We start from the raw sequence: 17,862 nt of genomic DNA, 5'->3' as shown, positions 1-17,862 counted from the left end.
TCATTTCTCGGAAGTTATATTATATTTTTCGACCATTATCCAATCTTTTCCTTCTGTATAAAGAACAATATAAAAAAACTCTTGTTATCTATACAAGAGTCTTTTTTATTTAACTTCGCTTCATGTAATGATATATCTCGCTAACTTTTTAATTCTATATAGTTCGGATACACTTTATTTATTTTACGAATGTATCGCACATCCATTTGTAAAATTTTTCTTTCTCTTCAAATTGTGGATAATGAGCTGATTTCTCGAAAGTAATAAATTCTTTTTGATCTGCTTCAATAGTATTAAAATATGTTTTTGCTGCATGAAATGAAGTGTTATAGTCATATTCCCCCATAAGGAAATAAAACGGTAGCTCCATTTTAGTCACCTTAGTAGGCAATGGATTCTTTAAATCCTTTTCTAATAAAACAGTTTGAGAATGTGACAATCCAACGTTATAACGAATTACATCTAACAAGTTATATTCATTACTGAGTAACATCCCGATGTTATCACCATCTGGATTTTCAATGAGTCTTGATGTTCCACCATATTTCGCAACATAATTTCGAGGAGTGTATGTATCGCCATTTTTAATTTTTTTAGTTAATCCATTTAAATAGGAAACCTCATCTTCATTTCCTGCATTTTTCGCTTGATCAATAACAAACTTTAAACTATCCATCTCACCCTCTACTGTATCACTCATTTGCCCTATCCCAACATATGCTTCATATTTTTCAGGAGCTTTATTAGCAGCTTGCATTCCAATATATGTACCGTAAGAATGGCCAATTAATATTACTTTTTCTTTACCAAGACGTTTTGAAACATAATCTGTCAAAGCTAATAAATCCTCTACAAGTAAATCTGATGTAAGATTCGAATAACCTTCAAAGAAATGATACGACTTCCCGCTTCCTCTTTGATCATAATTAACAACTGTAAATTTCTCTTCCAATAAGTCTTGATATTTTTGAGCATATGGTATTTCTGAAGAACCTGGTCCACCATGTACAAAAATAATTACCGGATTGTTCTTATCTTTACCGCGTATCATAATTTCATGACCACTTCCATTTATCTTTACTTGCTCTAATGTACTTATACTATTTTCCCCCTTTATTTGCGAAGTCCATGTAGGAAATACTAGTGCTACGATTAATAGTAGTATAGTGATGGCACCAATAAGTTTTATTAATTTTCTTATCTTCTTCATAAGTAGTTTCCTTTCTTTTAAATTTATAAAACATCAATTTAGTTCTGTAAAACTACCTCAAAAAATATGAATGTACAACAATTACAATTTCCAATTTCATCTTGATTTTTTGTACATTCTTAATATCCCATATATTTCTTAACTTTCAGCTATATAAACCTTTAATATTTTCTTAATTTTCAATACGTTAATCATAGCAATACTAAATCACAAGGTATCACAAATAAAAAGAGTCCTTGTTTTCAAAACAAGGACTCTTTTTTAAACTATTTCGCTACTTCTTCTTTCGGCATTACCATTCCTTTATACAATTGGACAGTTATCCAGTAATAGATGAAATAAATGACTAAGAAAATCCCTATTGGCACCCACACTTTTACAAACGGGTCAACTAATATGAAGCTGAATAAGTTAAGCCCTACTAAAACGTGGGAAATTCCAATGATTGCTGGGAAGATAAATAAATATGAAATTTCTTTATATATACTTTTTGTCAGCATACTACGTCTCACACCGATTTTTCGTAACATCTCATAACGGCGTACATCACGAGAAGCACCCGTTAATATTTTGAACATAAGCGAACTTGCCATCATTGCTAGAAAGGCAATTCCGAGGAAAAACCCCATAAACATTGTTCCACTCATGAGACTGTTCGTTAACTGATAAATTGTCATTTTCGTAAATATGTCTACTTTTGTACCTGTTGTTTTTTCAATTTGTTCTTTTTGTCTCTTGTCTATTTCGATCAATAATGGTTTATATTTTTTCATATCATCTACTTTTGCTAATGTTACAGTATGTTCTGTTCCTTGAATTCCTTTATAATGCTCTTCATCAGCAATTCTTACAGGCTTTCCGTTAAATTGATTATGTGTAATTTGTATTTCTCTTACAACCGCATCTTCCCAATCTTTTGGCATACGAGGAAGCTTATTCGCTGCTTCGGGAGCTTCCAATGCAGAATATACAGGTTCAGTTAAAGGTTCAGCCACCCGTTTACGCGCAGGCTCTTTTAAAGTTTCCATATCAAAGCGTTCGGAAATAAGTGGCGGTTTCATAGTTAAATCGTCACGTAAGTAATACACCGCTTCTCCATCTACTTTATACTTATACTTGCTTTCTTCAACTATTTCCATTTCCTTTAATGCTGCTGTATCTTGATCATTTGGATCATGAATTACGACATCATATACACGTGAGGAATCTGTCATAATGCCTACATTTTTTTGAAATGCCATACCTGCTGTCATTGCCCCTGCACCTAATGCAATTAACATCGCTACAGTTCCTAATACTCTCGATAAACTATTTACTCGAAAGCGTAGCTGAGCATATGTAAAACTATTTAAGCCCGTTTCATTTCGTTTTTTATTCCCTTTAATTTTCATTACAAAAAATGGGAGCAATGAACTAAAGATAAAATATGTTCCAAGTGTTGTAACGATGGTCGCTATAATAAAACCTAATTCAGCATATATTTTTACATTGATCATAAAATAGTACCCTATACTTACTAGTAATATACCAAGTACGGTCATTATAATAATGCGAGTTTTACTTTTCTTTACTTCATCTAGTGTTTCATCTTCACGAATTAACTCTAGTTCTGTTTTGCGTAACAATCGAATGCTATTCATTAAACCAGTAATAAAAAATAGTATTAAGAAGAATATAGCTGTAACTAAGATTGCTGGTGTATATACAGATGAATAACTACCTTTTGCTGAAATCTCCATGCCATTCATTAAAAAGTTTCCTGCTACACTTGCAAGTAACATCCCTACTAAAATCCCGATAATAATACTGACAATACCCATACCGAATGTTTCAATAAATAATAACTGTGCTACTTTTTTCTTTTTCGCACCGAGCATCATGTACATACCGAGTTCTTTTCTTCTTAATGTGAGTAAGAAAGAATTAGCATATATAATATAAAATACAGTAATGAAAGATAATAGTATTGCACCTACCCAGAATACGAGTCTAATACTACTAATCAGACTATTATCCTTCGTAAATTCACTATTCATCGCCATCGTTTGGAACATGTAAAAGATACTAATACTAATAACGAGACCAATAAGTAAAACCATATAATCTTTTAACATCTTTTTCATACTATGACGTGATAATTTAAATAACATAGTCTCGCCCCCCTACTTAGACTCAGCAGCTGAGCCCATATGAGCGAGCACACCTAAAATGTCTTGATAGAAATTCTCTCGCGTTCCTTGACGCTTTAATTCTTTATAAAGAAGACCGTCTTGGATAAATAATATTCGTTCACAGTAACTCGCACTAAATGCATCGTGTGTCACCATCAAAATACTTACATTGTGATTTTCATGTAAATCTTGCATCGCTTCTAATAAACTTTTTGCATTTTTACTATCAAGCGCTCCTGTTGGTTCATCTGCTAATACAATTGCTGGATTATGTACTAAAGCTCGTGCTGCCGCTGTTCTTTGCTTTTGTCCACCAGAAACAGCAGTTGGATATTTTGTTAAAATTTCAGTAATCCCTAATTTCTTCGCAACCTCATTTACCTTTCCAGTTATCTCACTTGAAGGTACGCCTTGCAGAGAAAGTGGTAAAGCGATATTTTCATAAATTGATAAGTTCTCAAGTAAGTTAAAATCTTGAAAAATGAACCCTAATTTTTGAGATCGAAAATCTGATAATGCATTCCCCTTCATTGAAGTAATATTTGTACCAGCTATGGTTACACTACCACCTGTCGCTTGATCCAGTGTACTAATCACATTAAGTAAAGTCGTTTTGCCAGATCCAGAAGGACCCATAATCCCGACGAATTCCCCTTCCTTAATATTTAATGATACGCCCCTTAGTGCTTTTGACTGATTCTCATTTCTTTTCCCGTACGTTTTTTCTACACTTTCTACAGTAACTACATTTGTTGACATCTCGTTCACTCCATCCCTTTTGTATAAATTTAATTTCTCACATATTTCTTATCTTTTTCTCATGTGAATCCTTAAGAATTTTTTAATTATTCATTCAAGTAGAGTCCTACAGGTTACATGAACCTATTTCCTACTTCATATTCTCATTTTTCTACAACTCGTTCCTTCGATTTCGCTTACATTTACCTTACATTTTTGTAAGGTAAAAAATATTACAGACCATTTCACAAGGGGACTTTCTTTGTAATGAGAAAAGTATTTTATTTTTCAAATATTAAAAGGATACATAAATAACAATAATAACAAATCAAAAAACAATATAATTTTATTTTAAAACGATAAATTATATGATAAAATCATGTTGTCATTAAATAAAACGAGGTGCTTTTTATGAAACAAGTTACAACACTCTTTTTAAAGCTAGCTATTGTTTTATAGGTATAGTAGGACTTGCATTGTGCATATTTTTAATACCTAAAATCGGGAATTTCGCTGGAGAATTGTATCCCGCTATTGCTTATATGAAATCTCTCGTTTTAATCGATATGTACGTAGCAGCGATACCTTTTTACTTTGCTCTGTATCAAGCGTTTAAACTTTTAAGCTATATTGATAAGAACAAAGCGTTCTCGGAATTATCAGTAAGGGCTTTAAAAAATATAAAATACTGTGCTCTTACGATTGGTACCATATACTTGCTAGGTATGTCACTCTACTATCTTATGGCAAAAAAAATTGACCCTCCAAGTTTTATACCAATTGGACTGATCATTATTTTCTGCTCTATCGTGATTGCAATTTTTGCTGCAGTTCTCCAAAAGCTCTTACAAGAAGCCATTCATATACAATCAGAAAATGATTTAACAGTTTGAGATGAAGTATATGGGAATAAATGATGAAGGGATAACGATTAAGCTATCCCTTCATCATTTATTATGGTTCTTTATTTACTTTAAATTCAGTAATACATGTTAATGGTGTATTTTATTATCATTCTCTATTTCTTATTTTTTATTTCCTCTTTTATACTTTTCACAAATACACCTAGTTCAACAACTTCTGATTTTTCTTCCCCATATTTACGTACATTTACAGCTCCATTCTCCATTTCCTTATCTCCAATAACAAGAACATAAGGAACTTTTTGCATTTGTGCTTCTCTTATTTTATATCCTAATTTTTCATCTCGCACATCTCGTTCCACACGAATGCCAGCTTGAGCTAACTTATCTGTAACCTCATCTGCATATTGTACATGGACTGTATTCGATACTGAAATAACTTTCACTTGAACTGGTGTTACCCAAGCAGGGAACGCTCCTCCAAAGTGCTCAATTAATATTGCTAAGAAGCGGTCTAAAGATCCTAATACTGCCCTGTGAATGACAACTGGTCTTTTCTTTTCATTCTTCTCATCTATATAATTCAAATCAAATTTCTCTGGCATTTGGAAATCTAGCTGAATTGTTCCGCACTGATGACTTCTATTTAAAGCATCTTTAATATGGAAGTCAATTTTCGGTCCGTAGAATGCACCGTCACCTTCATTTAGTCTATATTTATAATTTAATGATTGTAATACATTTGCTAATGCTGCCTCTGCTTGCTCCCACAATTTATCATCACCCATTGAATCTTCTGGACGAGTAGAAAGTTCTACTTCATATTCGAATCCAAAAGTTTTATATACGTAATCAATTTGCGCCATTACGGATTTGATTTCATCTTCAATTTGTTCTGGAGTTACAAATAAATGTGCATCATCTTGGCAGAAAGTACGTACTCTTAATAATCCGTTTAACGCACCACTAAATTCATGGCGATGTACTTGACCAAATTCACACATGCGAATCGGTAATTCGCGATAAGAATGCAATTTGTTTTTAAACATCAGCATATGCCCTGGGCAGTTCATCGGTTTTAAAGCAAAACTTTTATTATCCACTTCTGAGAAATACATATTATCTTTATAATGTCCCCAGTGCCCTGATCTCTCCCATACTTCTTGGTTCATCATGAATGGAGTACGTACTTCTTGGTAATTGTATTCTTTTTGAATTCCTCTTAAAAATGATTCTAATTCATTACGAATAATTTGGCCTTTCGGTAAATAAAACGGCATTCCCGGAGCCTCTTCAGAAAACATAAATAACTCAAGCTCACTGCCTAACTTACGATGGTTTCTTTTTGCAGCTTCTTCAACGAAATGCAAATACTCTTCTAATTCTTTTTGAGATGAGAATGCAACACCATATATACGCTGAAGCACTTGATTATCACTATCACCTCGCCAATATGCACCTGAAACGTGAGATAATTGGAAGGCTTTCAAATAGCCTGTTGACGGTAAATGTGGTCCTCTACATAAATCTACAAATTCACCTTGTTTATAAAGTGTTACACTTTCCCCATTTGGAATTGCTTCTAACAGTTCTAATTTCAGGTGATCGTTCATTTCTTGAAACAGTTTTTTTGCCTCTTCTCGTGAGACCTCAACACGTTCAATTTTTACATTTTCATTTATAATTTTTTTCATTTCTTTTTCGATTTCCGATAAATCTTCTATGTTTACACTACTCGGAAGATCCATATCATAGTAAAAACCATTTTCAATAACCGGTCCTACACCAAGGTTTACATTACTATACATTCTCTTTACAGCTTGCGCTAAAATGTGTGCCGCCGAGTGTCTAGCAATTTCTACACCTTCATTTGAATCTAGAGCAATGATTTCTACTTCCGCATTTCCTTCAATATTACGGCGTAAATCATATAACCCATCATTTACTTTCCCCGCAACTGCTTTCTTTTTCAAACTACTGCTAATGGATCCCGCAATTTCTTCTAAAGTAATTCCTTTTACAAATTCTTTCACGCTACCATCTGGAAATTTAATTTCAATCATTTGTTCTTTCATTTTTCATCTCTCCATTTCATAATAAAAAGCACACTCATCCCTAAAATAGGGACGAGCGTGCTTTTACCCGTGATTCCACCCAGATTCCCATTACAAAATGCAATGGCTTCTTTTACGGTAACGTCGTTTACACGGCACTGAATACTTGATTTCCTCAGTGCAGCTCTAAGGTGGTAAGTTATTTTTCTGCGTTAGGAAGTTCTCAGCTTTCCTTCCTTCTCTGTATAACCGGGGAAAATAACTCGTGTCCTTTTCTTCGCTTATTATGAAATTGAATACAAAAAAGCATATCCATCCCTAAAATAGGGACGAATATGCTTATATCCGTGGTTCCACCCAGATTCCCATTACAAAATGCAATGGCTTCTTTTGCGATAACGTCGCATACGGCACTAGATACTTGATTTCCCCAGTGCAGCTCTAAGGTGGTAAGTTATTTTTCTGCGTTAGGAAGTTCTCAGCTTTCCTTCCTTCTCTGTATAACCGGGGAAAATAACTCGTGTCCTTTTCTTTGCTTTTAAAAGTACATCCATTTATTGTTATTCACTATATCTTATTCATTTTATTTTTGCAAGTGTTAAAAAATATTTTTTATTTAATAAAAAAGAAACCAAAAATAGATTTTTGGTTTCCCCTTCTCAATTTTACCAATCTTGTGGTTCGTAATTTAAGTCCGAAAATAGACGTCGCTTCTCTTTCTTCGTTAAATCTCTCCACTGTCCAACCGGTAAATTATTCAACTCAATATTCATAATTCTCGTACGTTTTAACGTGTATACTTGATAACCTAAAGCTTCACACATACGACGAATTTGGCGATTCAATCCTTGTGTTAAAATAATTTTGAATTCATATTTTGATAACTGTGTAATCTCACACGGAAGCGTTTTCGTTCCTAAAATTTTCACACCAGCTGCCATTTGCTCAAGAAAATCAGGCGTAATCGGCTTATCTACTGAAACGATATATTCTTTCTCATGCTTGTTTTCAGCACGTAAAATTTCATTAACAATATCACCATCATTCGTTAACAAAATTAAACCGTCTGAGTCTTTATCGAGACGTCCAATATGACTAATTCGTAAAGGATGATTCACTAAATCAATAATATTACCTTTTACAGCTTTTTCACTCGTACATGTAATACCTACTGGTTTATTTAAAGCGATATATACGTGATCTCGAGCAATACGAAGTTGCTCTCCATTTACGCGCACATCATCACCTGGATTTACTTGGTCACCAATTTTTGCAACCTTACCGTTAATAATTACTCTTCTCTCATTAATTAATTTATCTGCTCCACGTCGAGACGCTTTTCCAGCTTCACTAATAAATTTATTGATACGCAAATTAGGCACATCCTTTTCTAAAAAAAATTTCAAGCTCACACTGCTTCTACCGTACAATACAAAAGGGTAAGCCTCCTATTATAACTTAAATATATTAACATGAAAGGGTATATAACGTCTTCTATTAATTTCTTGTTTATAAGAAATTATCTTTATTATACATTCATTTATACACTTTTTCTGCGCTTAATATACAAGCCATTCTTCCTTACATACAACTTGTTTACCTCTTATATCTTCTATGTCTTCATGAATATTAGCTAGTTTATACAACTCAGGGAAAATCTCTTCTACATAATTTCGATGCGCCGTTTCATCTTTCCAATAAGTTAACACGATGTAACGATTTTCATTTTTCAAAGACTTTCCAAGTACTCCACCTAACATCCCTTTTGCATTTTCCATTCCTTTATTCCAAATTGTTTCTTGCTTATGTAAAAAATGCTTTTCCATTTCGATCTTTACATCACATATGGCAACTCTTACGAATGATCCTTCTATAACAACGTCTTTCAAAGGCGTATCAGTAACATCATACAACGTTTGAAATAATTCAATTTCACATGAAACAAACGTATCCTCTTGTTTACTATTTACATAAATTGTATCGTGAGCACCATTCATAAATGATTGATACGCACTTCTATCTTCCCATAAAGTAAATACACATGCCTCATCTTCATACCATCCGCCAAATTGTCCATGAAAACCATCTAAATACTTTATATCACACCATTGTTCTTGTGCGTTTGAAAACAATTCCTTTTTCTCTTCTTCTACTTTACAGTAGATTGTTTTTAGTAACATATTTAATTCCCCCTCATCTTACATTCCATTTCCCATTTGCAACACTTTCTACATTTCCACCTACACTAATATTAATTTCACTCTCTATCCCTTTTCATTTACATAATATAATTATATTATCCTAGTTATCTATAGTATTCAAAAAATCAGCCGCTCTTTCTATCAGCCATTCACCAAACGTACTTAAAAATAATAAAATTTCATTTATATCATTTATCGGCTCAATTACATATTGTAATGCCTTACTCATATTTTTTTCTTGTTCGGGAAAATGCTTACTAAATAATTCATATGCAGGATATAAGTCTCTGGAGTAAAGTCCTTCTCTCTCAATTGTCAATGCTAGACCTGACCTGATTATTATCTTCATAACCCAACGACAACAATCCGCTATATCATCCACGCCTTTATTATGAATCAACTCTTTACGAGCTTGTCCAATTTGTTTCCGCAATTGAAAAAGATGTTCATAGGCTAACTCCTGACTTACTTTATATTTAGGTAAAGACAATTTTACGTCTTCACCTAGTATACAAATACCATGTGTCTGTATAATAAAGCTTATAAAAGAAAAACGATTGAGATTGGTCACTTCTTTTTCACTGTAAAAACTTAACTCCACTCCTGATATACAATTAAACTTTTGTAAACTTTGATGTTCTAGCTTCTTTCGCCAACTTAGATCTATTAATTTTGGATCCTTTCGTACTAATATAATTACATCTATATCAGCAACTCCTTCAATTCCAATCCCTCTTGGAATTGAACCTCTTATATAAACACTGTGTAAATCACTCTGTAACAATTCACAACAAGTATTTTTCACTTCTTGTATTACCTCCATAAACATAGGTTGCACTTTGTCAATATGTGCATCATTTATAATATACCCTTCATCATCTGTAGGACAAAAACGTCCTATTTTTTTTATACTTGGCAAATTATCAACTCATCTCCATACTAAATATTATTTTATACTATACACATAGCAATTGTAATTTAAATAATTCAGAATTAAAAATCAAAAGAGATAGGAAGTAAACAATCCTACAATATCATTCACTTCCTATCTCTTTTATTATCAATTATTTTTCAAATATATAATACGTAATTTCTCCCGGATAATGTAATATCGTTACCTTCCTTTCCCCTTTTTTAAAACTAACAGTATGCCCGTTTTCACCTAAGTTCTCCCATCCACTTGCCTTTGTAATAGGCATTACACTTATATATTTATAATCCTCTTCATTATCATCGTTAATATGAATTGCTGACATTGGCACTGGAAAATCTTTAATTTTAGATTCTTTATTCATAAATATGAATGCAATTAAACCAACTAATAACATAGCCATTGAAATATTTGAAACTAGTTTTCTTCTATTTAGTTTCACTAAAAACCCTCTTTTCTTACATATTGCTTTCATCATTTTACTAATTTTGATTATTTACGTACAGATAAATAAAATATATTTAATTAATTCTAGCCTATATTACCTACCTCCAATAACATTATTATTGTATATTATAATTATAAGATTTTTTAAAATGGAGGCGTTACACTTTGAAGACATGGCTTTTAAATAAATGGACAGTAGTTATTGCTATTTTTATCATTGCCAGTACGATTTTCTACACAATTAAAGATAAAAATAATAACGAAAAAACTACTGCAGAAACAATTGATACAAAAACATTCAAAACTAAATTGCAACCTAAAATTAATGAATTAACTAATAATTATAATGACATCATCGAAAAAGATTGGTTGCCTGCTTGGGAAGAAATTAACACGAGCGGAGATTCAGTAGACAGAGATAAACTATTAGTTACAATGACTGCTGTTTCCAAACAATATGAAAACATTATAAACGAAATAGACACTTTGAAAATTAAAGAAAATATATCGGAAGTACAAATACAAGAACAACTAGTTTATTTCACAACTGAATTTAGAACTGCTTCTAAATTTATGAAAAACACGGCGGATTTAATTATAGACGGAGCAAACAACTCTACTCCATCCAATGAAACAATTGAAAATACTAGACATGCTTTAGAACTTGCGGATCAGCATATTGTCATCGCTTTATCAATTTTATCTGAAGTTGAAGAAAAATTAGGAATTTCGAAAAAATAGAATGCTTTACTATTTTAAAATAAAAAATGATTGCATTTTACTAATTGTATATCTATAATGTTTTTATTGATTCTATACACATTCAATGCGTATAAGTTATTAATTTTATAATTCGGATGAACCATTCAGGAGAAGATCTATTGATCTACCGACGGGGCAAAAAGTTGCTGAATCAACTTTGAAACTCTCAGGTCTTGGTTACAAGTAGAACTGCATGGGGACGAATCTCTGGAGAGACTCCCTCTCGCTTATATAGCGCGGAGGAAAACGAGCGCCGAAGGAGCAAATCCGTTATTTTAGCGGATAATCTCTCAGGTAAAAAGGACAGAGACAAGCGAAAGAAAATGCCGATTTGTATCGGTTTATTTTTCTATTCCTTGTTTCTCCAGAGACCATTTCATTTACTTGAAGTGGTTTTTATTTTTTCTAAAAAAGGAGAATAAAGATGGAGACAGTAGGTAAAGCATTAGAACAAATTAACCATTATGTGTGGGGATTACCAACTTTGTTGTTACTCGTTGGTACTGGTATCATTCTCACAGTGCGTTTAAAAGGTTTACAATTTAGTAAACTATTATACGCTCACAAACTAGCTTTTAAAAAATCAGAAGATACATCTTCCTCTGGAGATATTAGCCACTTCCAAGCACTTATGACAGCCATGGCGGCAACGATTGGTATGGGAAATATAGCTGGTGTTGCAACTGCTGTGACGATTGGTGGACCTGGTGCAATCTTTTGGATGTGGATTACTGCTTTATTCGGGATGGCAACAAAGTATGCCGAAGCAATTCTTGCGGTGAAATACCGTGTTAGTAATGAAAATGGCGAATATTCGGGTGGACCAATGTACTATTTAGAACGTGGTTTAGGTAAGAAATGGCTTGCTGTTTTATTCGCCATATTCGGTACAACTGCTTCTTTCGGTATCGGTAATATGGTGCAATCTAACTCAGTTGCAGAGGCAATGCGAATTAATTTCTCTTTCCCTCCTGCTCTAACTGGTATATTAATGTCGTTTTTAATCGCTATTGTTATTTTAGGAGGAGTTAAAAAAATCGGGAAAGTGACAGGATATATCGTTCCTATTAAAGCTTTCTTTTATATCATTGCTGGTCTTATTATTATTTTCTATCACTACGATCAAATTCCAGAAGCATTTTCACTTATTTTTTCTGGTGCATTTACTGGTACTGCAGCTGCTGGTGGTTTTATCGGAGCAACAGTTGCATCAGCTATTCAAATTGGAATGGCGCGCGGTGTATTTGCGAACGAGGCTGGTTTAGGGAGTGCCCCTATTGCCGCGGCGGCTGCCAAAACTGATTCGCCTGCAAAGCAAGCTTTAGTTTCTATGACTGGTACTTTTCTAGATACGTTTATTGTATGTACAATTACAGGACTTGTATTAATTACTACAGGTGCATGGAAATCAGGTAAAACTGGCGTTGAAGCTACAACACTAGCGTTCCAATCTGTATTTGGCACTGCTGGTAGTATGATTCTCGGTATCGCAATTATATTATTCGCCTACTCTACTATTTTAGGATGGTCGTATTACGGAGAGAAATGCGTGGCTTATTTATTTGGAGAAAGTGCTGTTAAATATTATAAAGCAATCTTTATCGTCATGATTGCTATTGGAGCTAATTTAAAACTAGGCATCGTATGGACATTCGCTGATATTGCAAATGGACTTATGGCGATTCCAAACTTAATTGGTCTTATTGGGTTAAGTGGTATTGTTGTCGCAGAAACGAATCGCTTTTTACAGGCAGAGAAATTAAAAGACAGTCATAAAAAACAGGCAAGTTAATCTATAAAAAAGGAATGACTCATACATAATGAGCATTCCTTTTTTCGTTTTCTTACTCAGTAAATATCATTAAAAATATATTTATATCAATCTTTCCCTTTTTTATTCCACTAAAAGTTTTTCACATAAATGACATAAATCGTATGGTCTAACTATATAGTTGAAAAGGAATGCGACATTAAAGCGTCGCTGAAAAACTTATCCAACAAAAGGGAGGAAAAATCTTTTGAAAAACAAAATCATTGTTTTCCTATCTGTTTTATCGTTTATTATCGGTGGTTTCTTTTTTAACACAAATACTTCAAGTGCTGAAACATCATCTACTGATTACGTCCCTAACCAATTGATCGTTAAGTTCAAACAAAATGCATCTTTAAGTAATGTGCAATCTTTTCATAAGTCTGTTGGTGCTAATGTTTTATCTAAAGATGATAAGTTAGGTTTTGAAGTCGTTCAATTTTCGAAAGGTACTGTAAAAGAAAAGATAAAAAGTTATAAAAACAATCCAGATGTGGAATATGCAGAGCCGAATTACTACGTTCACTCCTTCTGGACTCCGAACGATCCATATTATAAAAATCAATATGGATTACAAAAAATTCAAGCTCCACTAGCTTGGGATAGTCAACGAAGTGATTCTAGTGTAAAAGTAGCTATTATTGATACAGGAGTACAAGGTTCACACCCTGATTTAGCTTCGAAAGTAATTTACGGGCATGATTATGTTGATAACGACAATGTTTCTGATGACGGTAATGGTCATGGTACACATTGCGCTGGAATTACTGGAGCACTTACGAATAATAGTGTCGGAATTGCTGGTGTTGCCCCACAAACTTCAATTTATGCTGTCCGCGTATTAGATAATCAAGGAAGTGGGACTCTTGATGCAGTAGCGCAAGGTATTCGAGAAGCTGCTGATTCAGGTGCAAAAGTAATTAGTTTAAGTTTAGGAGCTCCAAATGGTGGGACTGCATTACAACAAGCTGTTCAATATGCATGGAATAAAGGCTCTGTTATTGTTGCAGCTGCTGGAAATGCTGGAAATACAAAAGCAAATTACCCTGCATATTACAGCGAAGTAATTGCAGTTGCTTCTACAGACCAATTAGATAGAAAATCTTCATTTTCTACTTATGGTAGCTGGGTAGATGTTGCAGCTCCAGGTTCAAATATATATTCCACATATAAAGGTAGCACGTATCAATCATTAAGTGGTACGTCTATGGCAACACCTCACGTTGCAGGAGTCGCTTCTCTTTTAGCGAATCAAGGTTATAGCAATACACAAATCCGCCAAATTATTGAGTCAACTTCTGATAAAATTAGCGGTACAGGTACGTACTGGAAAAATGGTAGAGTTAATGCATATAAGGCGGTACAATACGCTAAGCAATTACAAGAAAATAAAGCCTCTTAAGAAATAAAGTAAAACTCTAATCAGTCGTTCTACCATTAAAGCGGGATAAAATTGAAAGAGAGACTTTTACAATTAAAGTCTCTCCTTCTTACAAATTATATTACTCTCCCTCTTTCTGCACCATATGTAAATAAAGTACAAAATCCATCATTATCGACGAATGCCCAAGTTGGCGAAGCATCGCTGTTATATTTCCTCTATGATATGTACCATGATTTACGACATGTTGTACCAACTCTAAAATTGAAGTTTCTAATTTCCCTACATATGGATTCTCAATAACAAATACAGCATTCACGTCTTGTATTGTACTTAAAAAGTCTTTATATTGATTTGTCATATTTTCAAACATTTTTTCTAATTCATGTAACGATTTAGTTTCGATTTGTTTTCGTAAATTTTCTCGGTCTTGTATTGCTTCATTCATACTTTTACCATGCAATATGTGTAACCACACTTGATCTGTAATATAAATATGCGCAAATGTCTCTTTGATTGATGGAAATACACTCTGTATCTGTTCATTAAAAACAGTCTCATAATTTGGTAATTCTTTTAGTCGATTGAATAATCGTATATTAGCCCAAGCATGGTAATCCACCTGTTTTAACATGTACTCTTTCAATCGAAATCGCCTCCTTATTGTATGAAACGAATAGTTTGTTTCTTCATTTCTGATTCTCTATCAGCCTTTACAATTCCTTTTTCTTCAATTTCACGTTTATCTATAGTTTTATATTTTACATACGTATGAAATTCCGTTTGAAATGGAAACGGTGTAATCCGAATTGTTTCCTCATCTATCCATTCAGCTTGAATAGGTTTCCCCTCTTTACTATTAAACATTTCTGTTCCTTCAAAACCATCTTTAAACAAATCAATTTCATCTTTCTTTTCTACCCCTGGTTTATTCATACAGACATATAAAGAAAGTTCATCGCAAAACTTTAATAATCTATAATGTTTATCGAACATCGCAAATTGTTCTTTTGTTAGTGTTTTCAATATTCTTTTTTGTCGTTCCAATTCCCCTGTATAAAATGACATCATCTCTTCATCTTCCTCATTTAATGGAAATGATAAAAAATGCTTACTACAAAGTAATGCTCCGTATGGATTGGAATCTTCAATTTCATTCAAACCAATCGTATAAAAGACAAAGCGTAATGAACTTGGACAATCCATAAATGTATATGGGATATTTTTAGCATCATTCAAAATTGGTACTTTATCAAGTTCTATCCATCCTCTATCATGCTCATATATTGCATCAATTGTCTCTTTTAAATATGTGTCATCTTCAAAAAAATCTTTTTTTATATGCTTCGCAATCTCTCCAGCTAAAAAACCATGATCATGTTGACGAATTAATATACTTTCTTTCTCATCCTTTTCACGAAAAATCATCCGTATACTCCCCCTCATCCTCATATTACAACGTTTTCTATGCATCAATTCTTAATTAATCCCTAATTATTAGCAGGGATTCAGTTTCTTGCAACGAAATTAACATAACTATATAGCATTCTTTCTAACAATATAAATAGCTTTATCTTTACTAACTATTATACTAAATCATTCATTCCAAAAAATTTTTTTATGAGGTGAAAACATGAACAAAACAGAATTAATTAAAAATGTCGCACAATCAGCTGATATTTCTCAAAAGGATGCTTCTGCAGCTGTACAATCTGTATTTGACACAATTGCTACTGCATTACAATCTGGCGATAAAGTTCAATTAATCGGCTTTGGAACTTTTGAAGTGCGTGAAAGATCTGCTCGTACGGGACGTAATCCACAAACTGGCGAAGAAATTCAAATCGCTGCTGGTAAAGTGCCTGCATTTAAAGCAGGTAAAGAGTTAAAAGAAGCTGTGAAATAAACAAGAAACCAGCCATTTTATAGGCTGGTTTCTTGTTTTAATTTAGTAATTCCTTTATATTCTCTGCATGATACACTTCACAAATATAAAATATACATTTGCAGTTACTTACAATTTGATATTTTCTTGTTGGATACACATTCGCTGCAACAGAGCATCCATCAAATAATTCAATAATATTTCCAGAAGGCTGATACCCCTCGTATAATACGTTTCTTCTTACTTTCATCCTTTCTATAAGTTTTTCAACTGGAATGTTTCCACTCTCTAATTCACTCTTAATTGTATTTGGTAAAAACGAAGTGTCCGCAAAAATTAGATTTTCAGATAACACTTTTCCTTTATAACTAACATGAGATACACGGTAAAGAAATGTTCCGTTTTTATCAAAGAAATTCTTTGCTTCTTTCGGAATGTATTGTCTATCAAGTACCTCTTGTTCGAGGACATCAAACTGAACTGTATCATTCAATAACTTTTCTAAAGCATGAATAGATGATGTATCTCCAGCAAATAAAATATTTTTAATTGCTTGTACATTATAAGTGAATTCATTTGTTCTATTTTCCGCTACTAACATGAGGAACACCTCTTCTATAAGATATTTTATTAAACTTATTTATAATTTAAAAGCTCTACTGCGTCTATCTGTGTGATTTTAGTTACTTCTTTACTAAATATTGCAATTGAAGCCATATAATCTACACTTGGTCTTATATCTTCAATCATTGTAGTTTCTACTAACTCATGTCTATCCTTAAAAACTAACAAGTTTGGAGGATCATTTGGGGCTGAGATAGTAATATCCACTGGTGGAATCATTAGTCCTTCACCTGTCGCTTTGAGCACTGCTTCTTTTCTAGTCCAATATGTTAAAAAACCTTCTATTTTCTGTTCATTAGGTAATTTCATAACTTGCGCTATTTCAATGTCTGTTAATACGCCTTCTGCCATTTTCATAACATCTACATTTGGATTCATTTGTTCAACATCAACGCCTACAGGTGCAGACTTTGTAAATGCAACAACAACCCACTCACCTGAATGTGAAACCGATATTTGTGGCATTCCTTCTGATAATTGCGGTCTGCCATGTTGTAATTTACATACTGGGCACATTCGATCAATCGGCACTTGCACTGGCGACATAGAAAGTATCTTCCCAAGAACTAATCTACTAATTACGCAACCTATTATAAAACGGGCACGATCTGCCGAATAATGATATGAATTTGCTTTCTCTCGTTCAACGTCATTTAGTAAATAGTAATGCCATGATTGTAAATCTGAAATTCTCCCCCACCATATTTGACAATCATTCTCATTCAAAGTTGGTATAGAATCTACAACTTTACTTTCTATCATGTAAACTCTCCTTTATACAACGA

At 33.2% G+C, this 17,862-nt stretch carries 16 protein-coding genes, 1 pseudogene, 1 riboswitch and 2 other annotated features; of the genes and pseudogenes, 5 read left to right on the top strand and 12 right to left on the bottom strand.

The features are described from left to right. Nucleotides 1-178 precede the first annotated feature (178 nt). The 3 genes from ACQVV1_RS00915 to ACQVV1_RS00905 all read right to left on the bottom strand — a co-directional run bounded on the left by ACQVV1_RS00915 (nucleotide 179) and on the right by ACQVV1_RS00905 (nucleotide 4,140). Complete coding sequence (locus ACQVV1_RS00915; RefSeq protein ID WP_063223355.1) at nucleotides 179-1,210, bottom strand: alpha/beta hydrolase; 1,032 nt, start codon at nucleotides 1,208-1,210, stop codon at nucleotides 179-181. Nucleotides 1,211-1,476: 266 nt separating this feature from the next. Next, nucleotides 1,477-3,360, bottom strand: a complete 1,884-nt coding sequence (locus ACQVV1_RS00910) for an FtsX-like permease family protein (protein WP_309260145.1) — start codon at nucleotides 3,358-3,360, stop codon at nucleotides 1,477-1,479. A 12-nt stretch (nucleotides 3,361-3,372) separates the two neighbouring features. After that, nucleotides 3,373-4,140, bottom strand: coding sequence for an ABC transporter ATP-binding protein (locus tag ACQVV1_RS00905; RefSeq protein ID WP_061679087.1), 768 nt, complete (start codon nucleotides 4,138-4,140; stop codon nucleotides 3,373-3,375). A gap of 390 nt (nucleotides 4,141-4,530) precedes the next feature. On the opposite strand from ACQVV1_RS00905, the pseudogene ACQVV1_RS00900 reads away from it, so the two are divergent. Then, nucleotides 4,531-5,012, top strand: a pseudogene (locus ACQVV1_RS00900) (DUF2975 domain-containing protein). 125 nt (nucleotides 5,013-5,137) lie between these two features. Here ACQVV1_RS00900 and thrS read toward each other — a convergent pair. From thrS to ACQVV1_RS00875, 5 genes are all read right to left on the bottom strand, one after another. Beyond that, entirely contained in the window at nucleotides 5,138-7,057 is a 1,920-nt protein-coding gene (gene thrS, locus ACQVV1_RS00895; RefSeq protein WP_431168445.1) for a threonine--tRNA ligase, read from the bottom strand. A 44-nt stretch (nucleotides 7,058-7,101) separates the two neighbouring features. Then, nucleotides 7,102-7,323, bottom strand: a binding site (T-box leader). A gap of 35 nt (nucleotides 7,324-7,358) precedes the next feature. Continuing rightward, nucleotides 7,359-7,578, bottom strand: a binding site (T-box leader). Between the two features lie 123 nt (nucleotides 7,579-7,701). Further along, nucleotides 7,702-8,409 carry a 23S rRNA pseudouridine(2604) synthase RluF gene (gene rluF / locus ACQVV1_RS00890; RefSeq protein ID WP_063223359.1) on the bottom strand — a complete coding sequence of 236 codons (708 nt, stop codon included), beginning with the start codon at nucleotides 8,407-8,409 and terminating at the stop codon, nucleotides 7,702-7,704. A gap of 186 nt (nucleotides 8,410-8,595) precedes the next feature. Next, nucleotides 8,596-9,216: a YdbC family protein gene (locus tag ACQVV1_RS00885; RefSeq protein WP_242253127.1), complete on the bottom strand. Its 621-nt coding sequence runs from the start codon at nucleotides 9,214-9,216 to the stop codon at nucleotides 8,596-8,598. Nucleotides 9,217-9,337: 121 nt separating this feature from the next. Beyond that, nucleotides 9,338-10,156 (bottom strand): nucleotidyltransferase, encoded by an 819-nt coding sequence (locus tag ACQVV1_RS00880; RefSeq protein WP_242253126.1) that lies wholly within the window; start codon nucleotides 10,154-10,156, stop codon nucleotides 9,338-9,340. 145 nt (nucleotides 10,157-10,301) lie between these two features. Continuing rightward, nucleotides 10,302-10,646, bottom strand: coding sequence for a hypothetical protein (locus ACQVV1_RS00875; protein ID WP_063223361.1), 345 nt, complete (start codon nucleotides 10,644-10,646; stop codon nucleotides 10,302-10,304). 134 nt (nucleotides 10,647-10,780) lie between these two features. On the opposite strand from ACQVV1_RS00875, the gene ACQVV1_RS00870 reads away from it, so the two are divergent. The 3 genes from ACQVV1_RS00870 to ACQVV1_RS00860 all read left to right on the top strand — a co-directional run bounded on the left by ACQVV1_RS00870 (nucleotide 10,781) and on the right by ACQVV1_RS00860 (nucleotide 14,589). Further along, nucleotides 10,781-11,356: a hypothetical protein gene (locus ACQVV1_RS00870; protein ID WP_242253124.1), complete on the top strand. Its 576-nt coding sequence runs from the start codon at nucleotides 10,781-10,783 to the stop codon at nucleotides 11,354-11,356. Nucleotides 11,357-11,574: 218 nt separating this feature from the next. Beyond that, nucleotides 11,575-11,694, top strand: a riboswitch (glycine riboswitch). 107 nt (nucleotides 11,695-11,801) lie between these two features. Continuing rightward, complete coding sequence (locus ACQVV1_RS00865; RefSeq protein ID WP_431168444.1) at nucleotides 11,802-13,169, top strand: alanine/glycine:cation symporter family protein; 1,368 nt, start codon at nucleotides 11,802-11,804, stop codon at nucleotides 13,167-13,169. A 226-nt stretch (nucleotides 13,170-13,395) separates the two neighbouring features. Further along, nucleotides 13,396-14,589, top strand: coding sequence for a S8 family peptidase (locus tag ACQVV1_RS00860; RefSeq protein ID WP_242253122.1), 1,194 nt, complete (start codon nucleotides 13,396-13,398; stop codon nucleotides 14,587-14,589). 100 nt (nucleotides 14,590-14,689) lie between these two features. Here the strand turns inward: ACQVV1_RS00860 and ACQVV1_RS00855 are convergent, their stop codons facing one another. Both ACQVV1_RS00855 and ACQVV1_RS00850 read right to left on the bottom strand, forming a co-directional pair. Continuing rightward, nucleotides 14,690-15,214, bottom strand: coding sequence for a DinB family protein (locus ACQVV1_RS00855; protein WP_431168443.1), 525 nt, complete (start codon nucleotides 15,212-15,214; stop codon nucleotides 14,690-14,692). 14 nt (nucleotides 15,215-15,228) lie between these two features. After that, complete coding sequence (locus ACQVV1_RS00850) at nucleotides 15,229-15,996, bottom strand: DUF3891 family protein (RefSeq protein WP_431168442.1); 768 nt, start codon at nucleotides 15,994-15,996, stop codon at nucleotides 15,229-15,231. 205 nt (nucleotides 15,997-16,201) lie between these two features. Between ACQVV1_RS00850 and ACQVV1_RS00845 the strand changes: the two genes are divergently transcribed. Continuing rightward, entirely contained in the window at nucleotides 16,202-16,474 is a 273-nt protein-coding gene (locus ACQVV1_RS00845; protein WP_001043907.1) for an HU family DNA-binding protein, read from the top strand. 37 nt (nucleotides 16,475-16,511) lie between these two features. Here the strand turns inward: ACQVV1_RS00845 and ACQVV1_RS00840 are convergent, their stop codons facing one another. Both ACQVV1_RS00840 and sfp read right to left on the bottom strand, forming a co-directional pair. Further along, entirely contained in the window at nucleotides 16,512-17,054 is a 543-nt protein-coding gene (locus ACQVV1_RS00840; protein ID WP_063223367.1) for a hypothetical protein, read from the bottom strand. 35 nt (nucleotides 17,055-17,089) lie between these two features. Continuing rightward, on the bottom strand, nucleotides 17,090-17,839 hold the full coding sequence (gene sfp / locus ACQVV1_RS00835; RefSeq protein ID WP_431168441.1) for a 4'-phosphopantetheinyl transferase Sfp: 750 nt from the start codon (nucleotides 17,837-17,839) through the stop codon (nucleotides 17,090-17,092). Nucleotides 17,840-17,862: the final 23 nt, after the last annotated feature.

The organism is Bacillus basilensis, assembly GCF_050630465.1.
Taxonomy (GTDB): domain Bacteria; phylum Bacillota; class Bacilli; order Bacillales; family Bacillaceae_G; genus Bacillus_A; species Bacillus_A basilensis.
This window is presented reverse-complemented; position numbering and strand designations above follow the sequence as displayed.

Coding starts and splice junctions, on each gene's coding strand:
- ACQVV1_RS00915 (WP_063223355.1), bottom strand. CDS start 1,210: ATGAAGAAGATAAGAAAATTAATAAAACTTATTGGTGCCATCACTATA.
- ACQVV1_RS00910 (WP_309260145.1), bottom strand. CDS start 3,360: ATGTTATTTAAATTATCACGTCATAGTATGAAAAAGATGTTAAAAGAT.
- ACQVV1_RS00905 (WP_061679087.1), bottom strand. CDS start 4,140: ATGTCAACAAATGTAGTTACTGTAGAAAGTGTAGAAAAAACGTACGGG.
- thrS (WP_431168445.1), bottom strand. CDS start 7,057: ATGAAAGAACAAATGATTGAAATTAAATTTCCAGATGGTAGCGTGAAA.
- ACQVV1_RS00885 (WP_242253127.1), bottom strand. CDS start 9,216: ATGTTACTAAAAACAATCTACTGTAAAGTAGAAGAAGAGAAAAAGGAA.
- ACQVV1_RS00875 (WP_063223361.1), bottom strand. CDS start 10,646: ATGATGAAAGCAATATGTAAGAAAAGAGGGTTTTTAGTGAAACTAAAT.
- ACQVV1_RS00865 (WP_431168444.1), top strand. CDS start 11,802: ATGGAGACAGTAGGTAAAGCATTAGAACAAATTAACCATTATGTGTGG.
- ACQVV1_RS00850 (WP_431168442.1), bottom strand. CDS start 15,996: ATGATTTTTCGTGAAAAGGATGAGAAAGAAAGTATATTAATTCGTCAA.
- ACQVV1_RS00845 (WP_001043907.1), top strand. CDS start 16,202: ATGAACAAAACAGAATTAATTAAAAATGTCGCACAATCAGCTGATATT.
- ACQVV1_RS00840 (WP_063223367.1), bottom strand. CDS start 17,054: ATGTTAGTAGCGGAAAATAGAACAAATGAATTCACTTATAATGTACAA.
- sfp (WP_431168441.1), bottom strand. CDS start 17,839: ATGATAGAAAGTAAAGTTGTAGATTCTATACCAACTTTGAATGAGAAT.